Origin of the sequence: Thalassospira permensis NBRC 106175, assembly GCF_000714555.1 — a bacterium.
In the GTDB taxonomy this organism is placed as follows: Bacteria; Pseudomonadota; Alphaproteobacteria; order Rhodospirillales; family Thalassospiraceae; genus Thalassospira; species Thalassospira xiamenensis.
Genome location: NZ_AUNC01000045.1, coordinates 61,000 through 75,047 on the forward strand (window position 1 = coordinate 61,000; position 14,048 = coordinate 75,047).

At 54.6% G+C, this 14,048-nt stretch carries 11 protein-coding genes; 5 read left to right on the forward strand and 6 right to left on the reverse strand.

Annotation, left to right across the window (positions count from 1 at the left end; genetic code table 11):
- The 3 genes from SMB34_RS17010 to SMB34_RS17020 form a co-directional block, all read right to left on the reverse strand.
- Positions 1-2,076 carry a methyl-accepting chemotaxis protein gene (locus tag SMB34_RS17010; RefSeq protein WP_051682374.1) on the reverse strand — a complete coding sequence of 692 codons (2,076 nt, stop codon included), beginning with the start codon at positions 2,074-2,076 and terminating at the stop codon, positions 1-3.
- A gap of 170 nt (positions 2,077-2,246) precedes the next feature.
- A complete protein-coding gene (locus SMB34_RS17015) occupies positions 2,247-4,691 on the reverse strand; it encodes a two-component system response regulator (protein WP_037991989.1) in 2,445 nt (814 codons plus the stop codon).
- 8 nt (positions 4,692-4,699) lie between these two features.
- Positions 4,700-5,791 carry a sensor histidine kinase gene (locus SMB34_RS17020; protein ID WP_240478861.1) on the reverse strand — a complete coding sequence of 364 codons (1,092 nt, stop codon included), beginning with the start codon at positions 5,789-5,791 and terminating at the stop codon, positions 4,700-4,702.
- A 442-nt stretch (positions 5,792-6,233) separates the two neighbouring features.
- On the opposite strand from SMB34_RS17020, the gene SMB34_RS17025 reads away from it, so the two are divergent.
- From SMB34_RS17025 to SMB34_RS17035, 3 genes are all read left to right on the forward strand, one after another.
- Positions 6,234-7,826, forward strand: coding sequence for a lysine--tRNA ligase (locus SMB34_RS17025; protein ID WP_037991990.1), 1,593 nt, complete (start codon positions 6,234-6,236; stop codon positions 7,824-7,826).
- Between the two features lie 151 nt (positions 7,827-7,977).
- A complete protein-coding gene (locus SMB34_RS17030; protein ID WP_037991991.1) occupies positions 7,978-8,943 on the forward strand; it encodes a proline dehydrogenase family protein in 966 nt (321 codons plus the stop codon).
- Positions 8,944-9,094: 151 nt separating this feature from the next.
- Complete coding sequence (locus tag SMB34_RS17035; protein WP_037991840.1) at positions 9,095-9,682, forward strand: DUF4136 domain-containing protein; 588 nt, start codon at positions 9,095-9,097, stop codon at positions 9,680-9,682.
- Positions 9,683-9,738: 56 nt separating this feature from the next.
- Here the strand turns inward: SMB34_RS17035 and SMB34_RS17040 are convergent, their stop codons facing one another.
- The 3 genes from SMB34_RS17040 to SMB34_RS17050 form a co-directional block, all read right to left on the reverse strand.
- Entirely contained in the window at positions 9,739-10,029 is a 291-nt protein-coding gene (locus tag SMB34_RS17040) for a type II toxin-antitoxin system RelE/ParE family toxin (protein ID WP_037991842.1), read from the reverse strand.
- The gene (locus tag SMB34_RS17045) at positions 10,022-10,261 is read right to left on the reverse strand and encodes a type II toxin-antitoxin system ParD family antitoxin (protein WP_037991994.1); all 240 of its coding nucleotides are present in this window, start codon (positions 10,259-10,261) and stop codon (positions 10,022-10,024) included. The genes SMB34_RS17040 and SMB34_RS17045 overlap by 8 nt, the downstream gene beginning before the upstream one ends.
- Positions 10,262-10,370: 109 nt before the next feature.
- Entirely contained in the window at positions 10,371-11,246 is an 876-nt protein-coding gene (locus SMB34_RS17050; RefSeq protein WP_037991844.1) for a branched-chain amino acid aminotransferase, read from the reverse strand.
- A 285-nt stretch (positions 11,247-11,531) separates the two neighbouring features.
- Here SMB34_RS17050 and SMB34_RS17055 point away from each other — a divergent pair, with 285 nt between their 5' ends.
- Positions 11,532-12,596, forward strand: a complete 1,065-nt coding sequence (locus tag SMB34_RS17055; RefSeq protein WP_051682376.1) for a LacI family DNA-binding transcriptional regulator — start codon at positions 11,532-11,534, stop codon at positions 12,594-12,596.
- A 342-nt stretch (positions 12,597-12,938) separates the two neighbouring features.
- Positions 12,939-13,976: an ABC transporter substrate-binding protein gene (locus SMB34_RS17060; RefSeq protein ID WP_114094576.1), complete on the forward strand. Its 1,038-nt coding sequence runs from the start codon at positions 12,939-12,941 to the stop codon at positions 13,974-13,976.
- The last annotated feature ends 72 nt before the right edge of the window (positions 13,977-14,048 follow it).

Genomic DNA, 14,048 nt, shown 5'->3' on the forward strand with positions numbered 1-14,048 from the left:
CTAGATGTTACGCAACCGCTCAAGGAAGTTTTTGACCTGTGTATCAAGGTTGCGGGCCTGTTCGGCCAGTTCGGTTGCCCCGGCCTGCACGTTGGACGCGGCGTCGCCCGTTTGCTGGGACGTATTGCGTACGATCCCGATTGAGGAGGATACTTCGTTGGTGCCTGCCGCGGCCTGCTGGACATTGCCCGAAATTTCGGCCGTGGCAGCGCCCTGTTGTTCGACGGCGGCGGCAATTGCGCCGGTGATTTCATTGATGTTGGAAATTGTTTCAGTGATCTTTTCAATCGCGCCGACGGTATTGTGGGTCTCGGACTGGATCGATCCGATCTGCTGGGCGATTTCCTCTGTCGCCTTGGCAGTCTGATTGGCAAGGTTTTTGACCTCGCTTGCGACGACCGCAAAGCCTTTACCCGCTTCACCCGCGCGGGCGGCCTCGATGGTGGCGTTCAGGGCCAGAAGGTTGGTCTGGGACGCGATATCATTGATCAGGCTGACGACCTGACCGATGCGATCAGCGGCTTCGGCAAGGCCGGTGACCATGGCGTTGGCGCGTGATGCTTCGTCGACCGCATTGTTGGCGATTTCAGAAGAACGTGCGACCTGCGAGCTGATTTCCTGAATGGAGGCAGAAAGTTCCTCGCTCGCCGAAGCGACGGTCTGGACATTCGCACTGGCCTCGTCGGCAGCCGCAGCAACCACGGTTGCCTGTTCCGAGCTTTCGTTCGCCGCACGGCGCATCTGACGCGATACTTTTTCCATATCGCCAGCACTGTCAGTGACATGAACAACGATGGAGCCGACCGACTTTTCGAATTCGTCGGCCATCTGCAGGCGGGTGCGGTTGCGTTCTTCGCTGGCGCGATGTTCGGCTTCGCGTTTGTCGCGCTCGGCCTGCTGCATACCCGCGGATGCTTCTTTGAAAGCTTCGAGCGCCTTGGCAATCGCACCAATTTCGTCGGACCGGTCATGATAGGGGACGGTGACGTTGAAATTGCCCTTTTCCAGGTCGGCAATCACCCCGGCAACACGGGTCATCGGGCGGGCGACCATGGCGTTGGTTGACAGCAGGATCACCGCGATCACAACGATCAAAAGTACCACACCACCGATCAGGGTTGCATTGCGCAGGTCATCGGCCGGGGCATAAACGGTGGCAAGCGGCACGTTGACGACTACGCCCCACTGGTTGGCATAACCTTCAATGGCGACCGGAACGATCAGGTGCATGACTTCGCCATCGTCAATCTGACCGGACTGGCCCGACTTCATCGCTTCAAGAATGGCCGCGTCGGTTGGATTGGCGGCATCAAGTTTGGTGCCGCGGATATCGGGGTTTTCATGGGCAACCCATGTGCCCTGTGCGGAAACAAGATTGACGGTGCCGGTGCCAAACGGGGCCAGTTCGGCAAACCGTTCCGACAGCGCATTCAGTTCAAGATCGACACCCATAACACCAAGAAACTTTCCGCCACTGTCCTGCACCGGATAGACAAACGATGTCAGAACCACATCGCGGCCCTGAATGTCATAGGTAATCGCATCGGTCAGGTAGGGCTTATTGGTGCGTTTGGGTTCAGTGTAATATTCATTGACCTCCGGGTTATCGAGCCCGGTCAGGTGATAGGGGGTAATGCCGCCACCGAAGTTATAATAGTAGGTGACATATTTTCCGCTGCCGTCGCCGAATGGTTCGCCTTCGCCCTTGTAATCCGCATCCTTGCCGTCAAGGGCGTTGGTTTCAAATCCGGACCACGCCCCGGCAAGGGACGGGTTATCCATCAGGGTGCGATTGAGGATTTCGTTATAGGCCTTGCGGTCTGCTCCGCCCTGTTCACGAAGTGCGCGAAAGGCACCTGCAAGGTTTTTGGCAACCAGCATCCCGCCATTCAGCACCCGGCTGGCCTGTTCGGCATGGAACTGCCCGACGGAACGGGCTTCGCCCACGGTCAGCTCTTCGGTTGTTTTGCCGGTCTGGACAGTTTGAAGGAAGATGCCGACGATCAGGCAGAAGGCAATTGCGAGTGCACTGACGCAGGTCAGCTTGGCACCAAGAGACATATTGGAAAATCGCATTAAAGGTCCCCCTCAGATAAGCTTATACCTCTGAAGTAAGTCTGACGGTCCTTCCCTGTGCCGCCTTATTCAAGGGTTTGGCGACTTTGATTGGGAAACACTACCACGTAGCCTATACTTTAGATAAGTGGGAATTATCTGTTCAGGTGGCAATAAAAGGTGGGATTGTTTTATGAAATTTTCGTGCTTGAGTGGCTGGACTTGAAAAGTTGTTCGGCGGGGACCGGTTTACTGAACAGGAAACCCTGCAATTCGTTACAGCCCTGCCTATGCAGGAAATCACGTTGGGCGGTTGTTTCGACCCCTTCGGCAGTGACTTTGAGGCCAAGGGTTCGTGCCATGGCAATCATGGCTTCGGCAAGGGCGGCATCATCGGTATTTTGCGGAATGCCTTTGATAAAGGCGCGATCAATTTTGATGCGTTCAATCGGCAGGCTTTTGATGGACCGCAAACACGAATAACCCGTGCCGAAATCATCAATCGCGACCGATACGCCAACCGCGCGCAATTCATGCAGGGTATCGATCATGATATCTTCGTCCTGGATCATGCTTTCGGTGACTTCAATCTCCAACCATTTCGGATCAAGTCCGGTATTGGCCAGAACAGTTTGCACCGTTTTGGCAAAGCCCGGTGTGCGCATCTGGCGGACCGAAACATTGACTGCGATGCGGATCGGATCAAAGCCTTCATCTTGCCAGCGGCGCGCCTGTGCGCAGGATTCTTCAAGAACCCATTGGCCGATTTCGACAATCAACCCGCTTTGTTCCGCAATCGGGATGATTTCCGCCGGACCAAGAATGCCATTTTGGGGATGGTTCCACCGAATCAGGGTTTCGGTCCCGGTCATTTCACCGGTTTTTGCATCGACTTGCGGCTGATAATAAAGGGTCAGCTCACCCTTTTCCAGACCGCGACGCAATTCCAGGCTGCGCGTCATATAGTGCGTGGCACTTTCGGTCATTTCCGATTTATAAAACGCATAGGTGCGCCGCCCCTGATCCTTGGCGGCATACATTGCCGTGTCGGCCAGCCGGATCAGATCCTGCGGTGAATGGGCGTTTTCGGGATAAAGGGCAATGCCGATGCTGGCCGATAATGTCAGTTCATGGCCGACAATATAGAACGGCTTTTGCAGTTCATGAATGATGTGGCTGGCAAGGTTGCCTGCGGCGGCCTCGCTATGCATGTTTTCGCGGATAATCAGGAATTCGTCCCCGCCAAGGCGCGCGATGGTATCGGTTCGATCGGTCAGTGCCTTGATACGGGTCGCAACAATCAGCAAAACCTGATCACCGGCGGCATGGCCAAGTGTATCGTTAATATTCTTGAAGTCATCAAGATCAAGGAACAGGCAGGCGACCACCGATCCGGTACGTTCGCAGCGTTCAATCGCACGGTTCAGACGGTCGGTCGCCAGAAGCCGGTTGGGCAGGCCCGTGAGGCCGTCATACTGGGCCAGGTAATGCAGTTCCTGTTCGGCCTGTCGGATGGCGGTGCGATCCGAAATCATCGCAACGAAATGGGTCAGGACGCCATCATCGTCCTCGACCGCGATGATCTGCATCATGATGGAAATCGAATTGCCCGACATGTCGCGGGTTTCGATTTCGCGGTGCCAGTGGCGGCGTGTGCGCAGTGTATGGAACAGTTCCTGATAAAAGGCGGGCGGGAAGGCCTCTGGCACGATCATATAGGGCGGGCTGCCGACAACGTTCATCGGGTCTGCGCCTGTGATCTGGCAATAGGCACGGTTGGCGCTGGTGATGTTCAGGTCCGGGTCAAGTATCAGAATACCATCCTGGGTGGTTTCAAATACTGTCATCGCCTGACGGAGCTTGTCATTGGTCAGACGTTGATCGGTAATGTCCTGCATCACGCCTATGATCCGCTGGGTGCCCTTGCGGTCATTGATATAGGACTTGCCGCGTGCGCGGAACCAGCTTTGGGTGCCTTCGCTTTGCTGGCCGCGGAAAACGACGTCGTAGAATTCGCCATGCAGAACGGCATATTCGAATGCCTTGCGGACCATGTCGCGATCACCGGATGCAACACGATGCAGAAAATCTTCCCAGCTTTCGGTGATTGTTTCCGCACTTTGATTTTCGTCGGGTAAAAACTGCGCCAGACCGGTACTGTGCATTTTGCGGGTACTGACATCCACCTCCCAGCAGCTCATGCGGGCAGCATGCATGGCAAGCGACAACCGTTCCTGACTTTCACGAAGGGCGAGTTCTACCTCGCGGCGTTCCAGTGCCATCTGGATTGTCGCGTGCAGTTCACGTTCTGAAAACGGTTTTAACAAAAAGCCATAGGGCCGGGTTTGGCGCGCCCGTTCAAGGGTTGTATCCTCGGAATAAGCCGACAGATAGATGATCGGGATCATCAGATGTTCGGGGATACCCGCCGCGGTTTCAATGCCGTCAATGTCGCCGTCGATGCGGATATCCATCAGAATGATGTCAGGCGCATCGGTTTCAATCGCTTTCAAGGCATTGATACCGGCACTATGGACCGATGTCCGGTCATAGCCGAGCCGGGCAAGCTGTTGACGCAAATGCAGTGCGACGATCCGTTCATCTTCGACAATCATCACATGGATCGGCTTGCGCATGGCGATCATCAATCCTTTATCGTGAAGCGAATAGTGATGCGGGTCGGGTTGCGGGTGTGCATATCAAGGGTCCCGCCAAGCTGATCGGTCAGTAATTCAACCAGTTGCAGGCCAAGCCCGCTGCTGCTGTCGATATAGAAACTTTCCGGGAATCCGACCCCGTCATCGCTCAGGCTGAGTTCGATCTGGTTCGGGGCGATTTCGGTGGCGGAAAGGCTTATTGTGCCCTGTCTGTTACCGGGAAATGCGTGTTTGAGCGCATTGGTGATCAGTTCGTTGGTAATCAGGCCGCACGGCACGGCCGTTCCGATCGGAAGCGACACCGAACCCAGATCGCGTTCAAACCTGATGAGGTCGGGATTGGTGTTGAAGGTCACCAGCAGCGAATTGATCAACGCATCACAGAAATAGTTGAAATCGACGCGCGAAACATCTTCGCTTTGATAAAGGGTCTGGTGGATTTGCGCCATGGACCGGACACGGTTGCAACTGTCGCGCAGAATTTCACGCGCCAGATCGTCCTTCACATTGGCGGTTTGCATATCAAGCAGACTGTGCACAATTTGCAGATTGTTTTTGACCCGGTGATGGACCTCGGACAGCAGGATTTCCTTTTCCTGCAAGGATTTTTCCAGATTTTCCTGACGGCTTTTGCGGTCTGAAATATCGACAATGGCGGCCAGGACCTGTACACGGTCGCCTTCGGCAATCGGGTTCAGACCGATTTCAACGGGGAACTCGCTGCCATCCTTGCGCAGGGCATAAAGATCCCTTCCCGGTCCCATGGGCCGTGGTCCGGGTGCGGCGATGAAACTGTTGCGAAGGCCCGCATGATGATGGCGAAACCGATCTGGTACCAGCACATCGACCGGCTGGCCGAGTAATTCATCACGGGTATAACCGAACACCTTTTCGGTTTCGGCATTGACCATTTCAATAAGACCCTTGGCATCGACAAGAATCATCGCGTTCGGCGCATATTCAACAACGCGCCGGAATCGATGATCTTCCTCGAATGCGACATGCGGTGCGGTCATCGTACTGCCCGATCCATCGGTGTGCGACGCCGACAAGTCTTTCATGTCTGACGTTTCGTTCAATCATTTCTCTCCCGTGCAAGGCGGTCTCCCGCCTCAAGAAGGACAGGGAACCCTTGATCGTCGCCAGTTTTCTTCGCCCACTCCCGGCGGCTTTTTTTGTTCCTGACTGCACGGACAAGTAACAGTTACGACATATCAGCGCTCGGCAAGCTGGTTTCAACCACCCGTCGGTGTAGGTTTGGTTTTTTTCTTATATTTGCTGTATCCTGCTGATCCGACGCGCGAATTTTGCGTGTTACCATGCCCGACCTCTCTGTCAGGGTGGGAGAAGTGACGGGGTGCGCCGGTTAAATCGCGCGTTGCAGTTCGGCCATGTCCGATCCGGACTTGATCTTGCAGGCCGGCGGGGATAGCTTCGCGCACGCACGGAATCCGGGTGATTTCACGTGTGGCCGGATTTCCAGATAATTCAACGATACAACTGACAAACAAGGTTTCAAAAATGACAGCCGATCTTCGTGATGCCGCCTTTAACAGCAACGTCTGGGCCTTCCAGGAAGCCCGCAAGCTGGTTGAGCGGTACAAACAGAAGAAGCCTGAAAAGGGTTATGTGCTGTTTGAAACCGGTTATGGCCCGTCGGGCCTGCCCCATATTGGGACGTTTGGCGAAGTTGCGCGCACGACCTATGTCCGCCGCGCGTTCGAACAGATGTCCGATATTCCGACCAAACTTTTCTGCTTCTCGGATGACATGGACGGTCTTCGCAAGGTACCCGACAATATCCCGAACAAGGATATGGTCGCGCAGCATCTTGGCAAGGCATTGACCAGCGTGCCGGACCCGTTTGGCACCCATGAAAGCTTTGCGCATCACAACAATGCGCGGCTCTGCGATTTCCTCGACAGTTTCGGCTTTGATTACGAATTCAAATCTTCGACCGAATGCTATCGTTCGGGCATGTTTGATGCAGCGCTTCTGCGTCTTCTTGAACGGTATGATGCGATCCAGAAGATCATGCTGCCGACCCTTGGTGAAGAACGTCGCGCGACATACAGCCCGTTCATGCCGGTCGAAGAAGGTACCAACAAGGTCCTGATGGCCAAGGTGACCGAGCTTAACGTTGAAGCCGGGACCATCGTTTACGAACATCCCGAAACCGGCAAGCTGGTTGAAACCCCGGTCACGGGTGGCCGTTGCAAATTGCAGTGGAAGCCGGACTGGGCGATGCGGTGGTTTGCGCTGGGCGTTGATTATGAGATGGCGGGCAAGGACCTTATTCCGTCGGTCGAACTTGGCAACAAGATCGTCAAGGCGCTTGGCGGCACCCCGCCGGAAGGCTTCAATTACGAGCTGTTTTTGGACGAGAACGCACAGAAAATCTCGAAATCCAAGGGCAATGGCATTTCGATGGAAGACTGGCTGAAATATGCGCCGGAAGATAGTCTTTCGCTGTTCATGTTCCAGAAGCCGAAAACCGCAAAGCGCCTGTATTTCGATGTCATCCCGAAAACGGTTGATGAATATCTGACCTTTGCCGACAAGCTGAAAACCGAAACCGATCCGGAAAAGCTTTTGCAGAACCCGGCATGGCACATCCATGAAGGCAAGGCACCGGAACGCGATATTCCGTTGTCGTTCGGTATCTTGCTGAATCTTGTTTCGGTCTGCAATACCAGCGACCCGGAACTGCTTTGGGCGTTCATTTCGCGCTATGCCAAGGGCGCAACGCCGGAAAATCAGCCTTATCTCGACAAGCTGGTCGGCTATGCGATCAACTATTACAACGACTTCGTCAAACCGACGAAAAAATACCGTGCCGCGACGGATGCGGAAAAAGCAGCCCTGACCGAACTGCGCGATATGCTTAAAACCCTTGATGCCGGCACCGATGGTGGCGATATCCAGACCCAGGTTTTCGAAGTGGGTAAAAACCACAATTACGAAAATCTGCGCGACTGGTTCAAGGCACTTTATGAAATCCTGCTGGGACAGGAACAGGGCCCGCGTATGGGATCGTTCATTGCGCTTTACGGTATTGATGAAAGCATCCAACTGATTGACCGTGCGATTGCCGGTGAAGAACTCGGCGCGTAAGCAGTCGCTTTTTTCAGGCTGCTGTGAAATATCAAGCGACCCGTCGTCCGGCGGGTCGCTTTTTGTTTGATCGGGTGTCATTTCCTTCAATAAGTTTAGCACCTTATCGCCGATGGTTGCTCTTTTGCGTTTGACCAAAACGGAGTTGATGATGGGTTTCTGGCAAAAGACGATGATCGCAGTAGCGTGTAGCAAACCATTGCGCCACGCGGGCGAGGCGGTCGGGCGGAAAACCGGGCTGGCTGCACAGTTCGTTAGCGGCGCTGATGGTGCCGAGCACGTGAAACGCACGCAGGAATTGGCAAAGCAGGGTATTCGGGTTTCGAGCTTTTATCTGGGCGAATATGTGACCGATCCGGCACAGGTGGCGGAAACGGTTGATGCAATTACAGCCGTGATCCCCAAGCTTGATCGTGTTGGTTTGGATATTCATGTTTCCATTGATCCATCGCAGCTTGGCTATATGCAGGATCCGGCGATGTTGGATGACAATGCCCACAAAATTGCCGGTTTGATCCGCGATGTCGGTGGTGAGAAAGCAGGTCGGCGCTGCTGCCGGATGATGATCGACATGGAAGATTTCGACATGGTCGATGATACGCTGGCCCTTCATGATCGGCTGCTTGAGGCAGGGTATCCGGTAGCCCAGACATTGCAGGCGCGATTATTGCGAACCGAAGCCGACATGGCGCGCAAGATCGCACAGGGGGCCATGATACGTCTGGTTAAAGGGGCGATGGCCCCGCCTGATCATGTTGCTTTTACCCGGCGTCGCGACATCGACGAAAATTACCTGAAACTGGCGTCAATGATGTTGTCCGACGAGGCGCGCCTTACCGGATTTATGCCGGTTTTCGGATCGCATCATCGTGAGTTGGTTGAATATATTGCAAAGGTCGCAGACGAACGTGGATGGGAGCGTGAGGCGTTCGAGTTTGAAATGCTTTATGGCGTCAATCAGCCACTTCAGCGGGATCTTGTGTCGCTCGGTTATCGGCTTCGGCTTTATGCGCCGTTTGGGGCGGATTGGTGGGCTTATGCGTGGCGTCGTGTTGGTGAAAACCCCCGCAATCTTGGTCTTTTGCTGCGTTCGCGGCTGAATGCTACGGGCCTGTAAATGCGAGCGGGTTGTGTTCGTTGCGTTCTGCCATGCATCTGCCCAAATGATAAGATGTAATGTAAAACAAAATCAGTCATTTCCGGTGTTTTGGTTAGGGCCATGCACCGGGAATGGTCATTTAAACGGCGAGCACCGAAAGGAAGGCCGGATGAAGATGGTCAAGATCATGATGGCGGGCGCAATGGCGGTGCTGCTGGCGGCCTGTTCGACCGGGCCGCGTGTCTATACCGATGCCGATCCGGCGGCCGATTTTTCGCGTTATCGGACCTTTGCCTTTTATGAGTCCGCGGGAAAGTCGGATGAAAAATACGCCACCCTGCACGGTCAGCGGATCGAGGATGCGGTCAGTGCCGCCCTTGAAGCGCGTGGTTATCGCGTTGACATCAACACCCCCGATATCCTGATCAACTATCACCTCAAGACCGAGGAAAAGACCCGGACATCGCCGCCGGTCTATTACGGCGGGTATTACGGTTATCGCAGCGGGATGTATGTCGGTTGGCCCGGGTATGTCGAGCCGGGATATGTTGACAATTATACCGAAGGCACGATTTCGGTCGATATGGTAGACCGCCGCACCGATCAGATGATCTGGGAAGGCACGGCGGTTGGCCGTATCGACAGTGAGTTTCGCAACAATCCCGATCAGGGGGTGCGCAAAGCGGTTGGCGCGATATTTGGCAAATATCCCTATGTCGCTGGCAGCAGTGTACCGGTGATGCCTGCGGCGCAGTAAATTCGTTTGACTGAGTGATAAAATACAGCGGGCCGGGGATTTTCCGGCCCGTTTTATTATAGCCGGGATGTGACATCCATGCTGGCATGCAGGACGCGTATGATCAAAATCCCATCTTGTTCCTGAAGATAAACAATCAAATGCCGGTCATATGGATAGATACGCACAGGAGGATCAAATTCCATGCGTTCACTGCCAAGCAACGGATGATTGGCCAGCATTTGCATGTGCCGATCCATGCCATCAAGGTACTTTCGGCGTTGTGGAATGCCCCATTCGCGCTGGGTATAACGGCCGATTTCGATAATATCGTTTTGTGCCACGCGGCTGACGCGGTAGTCAGGCATCTGTTGCGTCAAGATCGGCTTGAAGGGCATCCATGCTGAAATTTTCAACGACGCCACTTTCAATGCCTTCGCGGATCATCTTTTGCATCAGCGCACGTTTTTCAGCACGTTCCTGATCGCGGCGGATCAGGTCGCGGACATAGTCACTAGCATTACTGTATTTACCTGTTTCGGCTTGTGCTTCGACCCAGTCTTTCATGAGATCGGGCAGGGATACATTCATCGTCGCCATGTTATCCTCCATTGGCGCAATTATCCCATTTTTTGGCAAAGTTTGTCAAAAACAAAGCGGCCGGAGGGCTGTCATCTTTCCGGCCAGGTTGTTGGTCATGTCCGTTCGATTAGCTGTTTTCAGCAAACGCCCAGTAAAGTTCCTGTGCGCGTTTGGTTATCGGGCCGGGTTGCAGGTTGCGGTCGTCGAGTTTGACGCAAGGTGCGACCTTGTAATAATTGCCGGTGCCAAAGATTTCGTCGGCATTTTCAAGTTCGCTGTATGTCACGGTTTTTTCGGTGACGTCTACGCCGTCTTCGCGGAGCAGCCTGATCACGCGTTGGCGAGTCAGGCCGTTTAAGAACGTACCGTTGATCACGGGGGTAAAGACCTTGCCATCCTTGGCGTAGAACAGGTTGGCATAGGAAAATTCCGCGACATTGCCGAGAGGATCGAGCATTACGCCGGTATCAAAACCGTCTTTGGTGGCCTCTGCCACGGCGCGGCCGACATTGGGATACAGGCAGGATGCCTTGGCCTCGGTCGGGGCACTTTCGGGCGAGGGGCGGCGGAAGCTTGATTTCCGGGCGGTAAAGCCGGTCTTGATGGCATCGGGCAGGTCGGATACCGAAATGCACAGCACGAATTGCGCGCTTTCTGGTGTCGGGGCAAGGAAGCCTTCGCCGCCATAGACAATCGGTTTGATATAAAGTGCCAGCGCCGGATCGAATTTCTGAACGCCTTCGCGTACGAGAGCGACGATTTCATCGGTGGTGATCTGCGGGGCAAGACCCATCAGTTCGGCTGAACGCAGCACACGGGCGCAATGGGGCACAAGATCGGGCATTTTGCCATTGATGCGGCGCGCGCCGTCAAAGACCGTGGAGGCCATCCACATGCCGTGGGTTTGCGGCCCGATGATATGCGGGTTGCCTTCGTGCCATTCGCCCTTGTACCAGGTCCATGTGGTGACGGCTTTGGTGTCTGCGGTAGTGGCGTGACCCATTCTTCTTGCTCCTGATCGAATTTCGGGTGGCGTTTGCATGTCGCGGGGCGATGCAAGGCATCCAGAATAGGGGCTTTGCGCGATCATGGTCAAAGAAAACTGACAGGGTAAATGCCGGTTCGGTGCCGTTTTTAAGGAAGTTGCGATAAATGACGGTTCTGTGAAATATCCCGCATCATGCACACGTGTGCGTTGGCGGACCGGAAGGCCTGTGATATGTGTGTGGCCGTGCTGCAAGACTGAAAACAGGCATGGCCAGACGGCGTAAAGAGGGAAATTGCGCGCATGACCGAGGGGAAACACACGCCTGCAAATGGTGACGGGGCCGAACCAGGCCGCGATTTGCAGCATATCGTGACCTCGGCCGATGTTGCGCGCGAAGCCGGTGTTTCGCGGTCCACCGTTTCGCGGTGTTTATCAGGCGACCGGCGGATATCGGATGCGACCCGCCTGCGGGTACAGGAAACCGCGAACCGGCTTGGTTATCACGTCAATAAAATCGCCCGGTCGATGAATACGCGCAAAAGCGATCTGATCGGATTGGTGACATCGGGGCTTTCCGATCCGTTCCGCGTTGAATTCCTTGATAAACTGATCCTTGCAATTCAGCAGTCCGGTTATCGTCCGTTGGTGATTGATGTATCCGATCCCGCCCAGATGGGCACATCGATGATGCATCTGTTGCAATATCAGGTGGCCGGGGTGGTCGTGACATCGGGAAGCCCGCCGCCCGAGGTGGGTGTGCATTTCCTGAAACGCAATGTGCCGGTCGTTCTGGTCAATCGCGCCGGGCGGCTTGAGGGCGCGGATGTTATCAATTGCGATAATGTGCGCGGCGGTGAAATGGCCGCCGACCTGTTGCTTGAAACCGGTAAAACCCGGTTCGGGTTCCTCAATGTCAAGGGTGGTACATTCAGCGGCAATGTGCGGGGCGAAACATTCGTTTCTCGCCTTGCACCGCGCCTTGCGAACGGGGATGTCAGCTTTACCCCGCTGGTCTGCGACAGTGCCGATTATGATGGTGGCTTTAATGCCGCGCTTAAATTTCTGGCAACGCCGGAAACCGCACCAAACGCGATTTTCTGTGCCAAGGACCATATTGCGTTGGGTCTTCTGGACGCGGCCCGGTTTGAACTGGGCCTGCGCATCCCCGAAGATATTGCCGTGGTCGGGTTTGACGATATTGCCGCGGCCCGGCAGGGGGCCTATCAATTGACCACTGTGTGCCAAAGTGCGACGAAGCTGGCCGAAATGACGGTGGATCGGCTGCGCCAGCGCATCCGGGGCGATGACCTGACGGATCAGCGGCTGATCCTGCCGGTGGAAATGACGCGTCGCCGGACGGCCTGAGACGGTCTTTTTCACGGATTTCAGGCCGATTTTTCTTCGATTTCTGATGCAAGACAGCTGACTCGCGATGTTTCTGCGGGTTGTGCGCACACGTGTGCGTTAAGTTTTAAGGCGGATGCCTTGCAGAGGGCAGCGTATGGTTTTGCGGTGGCGATTTGTGGGTATGTAATTTTTACATTTAAAAACAGATAGTTATCCGTGGATGGCGAGAGTTTTTTTGCCTTAAATAGAATTTTTCTGTCATTTGATGGAATTTATGATTAAATCATTCCAGCACGTGATTTGCGCAACGGTAATGCACACGTGTGCATTCAACGAAATGCAAACCGGGAGGAAACCCAAATGACGATCAGAAATTCTCTTTTTGCGACTGTCGCGATTTCAGGCCTTTTGGCTGTTGCGACCGCCGGTTCGGCCCATGCGGCCGGTCGGCTTAATGTCATCTGCTCGGCCGATAATGAGTGGTGCGAGATGATGGAAACCGCGTTCGAGCTGGAACATGACATCGATGTATCGATGGTTCGCAAAAGTTCGGGCGAGGCTTATGCGCAGGTTCGCGCCGAAGCTGCCAATCCGAAACTGGATGTATGGTGGGCCGGGACTGGCGACCCCCATCTTCAGGCCGCCGCCGAAGGCCTGACGGAAGAATATCAATCCCCGCAACTTGGCAACCTGAATGACTGGGCCGTGCGGCAGGCGAAAAATTCCGGCAATCGGACGGTCGGGGTTTATGCCGGTGCACTCGGCATTGGTTACAACAATGATCTTCTGGCGAAAAAGGGCCTTCCGGCCCCGAAATGCTGGGAAGATCTGAAAGACCCGGCTTATAAGGGTGAAATCCAGATGGCGAACCCGAATTCATCGGGCACGTCCTATACCGCACTTGCGACTCTTGTGCAGATTTTTGGCGAAGAAAAAGCCTTCGATCTGCTTAAAGAAATGCACAAGAACGTCAACCAGTACACCAAATCGGGTTCCGCCCCGATCAAGGCCGCAGCCGTTGGTGAAACTACAATCGGCATTACCTTCATGCATGACATGGTGGCCCAGATCAAACAGGGGGCGAACCTGACCGTGGTGTCGCCGTGCGAGGGGACCGGTTACGAAGTGGGTTCCATGAGCATTATCAAAGGTGCGCGTAACCTTGAAAATGCGAAAATCTGGTATGAATTTGCCCTGAACCCGCGCACTCAGTCGATTGCCGAAGACGCACACAGCTATCAGGTGCCGTCCAACAAAGAGTCAAAAATTCCCGATGGCGCACCGCGTCTGAGTGAATTGAAACTGATCGATTATGACTTCGCGAAATACGGGGATGCGGAAACCCGCCGTCATCTTCTGTCGCGTTGGGATGACGAAGTCAAAACCGCGCCGCAATAAGTGCGATCTGCCTTAACGGTTCTGTCCGTCCGGTGTGATCATCGGACGGGCAGAACCAGACTTCCCAATTCG

Coding starts and splice junctions, on each gene's coding strand:
- SMB34_RS17030 (WP_037991991.1), top strand. CDS start 7,978: ATGGGTTTCTGGCAAAAGACGATGATCGCAGTAGCGTGTAGCAAACCA.
- SMB34_RS17055 (WP_051682376.1), top strand. CDS start 11,532: ATGACCGAGGGGAAACACACGCCTGCAAATGGTGACGGGGCCGAACCA.
- SMB34_RS17015 (WP_037991989.1), bottom strand. CDS start 4,691: ATGCGCAAGCCGATCCATGTGATGATTGTCGAAGATGAACGGATCGTC.
- SMB34_RS17040 (WP_037991842.1), bottom strand. CDS start 10,029: ATGCCTGACTACCGCGTCAGCCGCGTGGCACAAAACGATATTATCGAA.
- SMB34_RS17010 (WP_051682374.1), bottom strand. CDS start 2,076: ATGCGATTTTCCAATATGTCTCTTGGTGCCAAGCTGACCTGCGTCAGT.
- SMB34_RS17025 (WP_037991990.1), top strand. CDS start 6,234: ATGACAGCCGATCTTCGTGATGCCGCCTTTAACAGCAACGTCTGGGCC.
- SMB34_RS17035 (WP_037991840.1), top strand. CDS start 9,095: ATGAAGATGGTCAAGATCATGATGGCGGGCGCAATGGCGGTGCTGCTG.
- SMB34_RS17050 (WP_037991844.1), bottom strand. CDS start 11,246: ATGGGTCACGCCACTACCGCAGACACCAAAGCCGTCACCACATGGACC.
- SMB34_RS17045 (WP_037991994.1), bottom strand. CDS start 10,261: ATGGCGACGATGAATGTATCCCTGCCCGATCTCATGAAAGACTGGGTC.
- SMB34_RS17060 (WP_114094576.1), top strand. CDS start 12,939: ATGACGATCAGAAATTCTCTTTTTGCGACTGTCGCGATTTCAGGCCTT.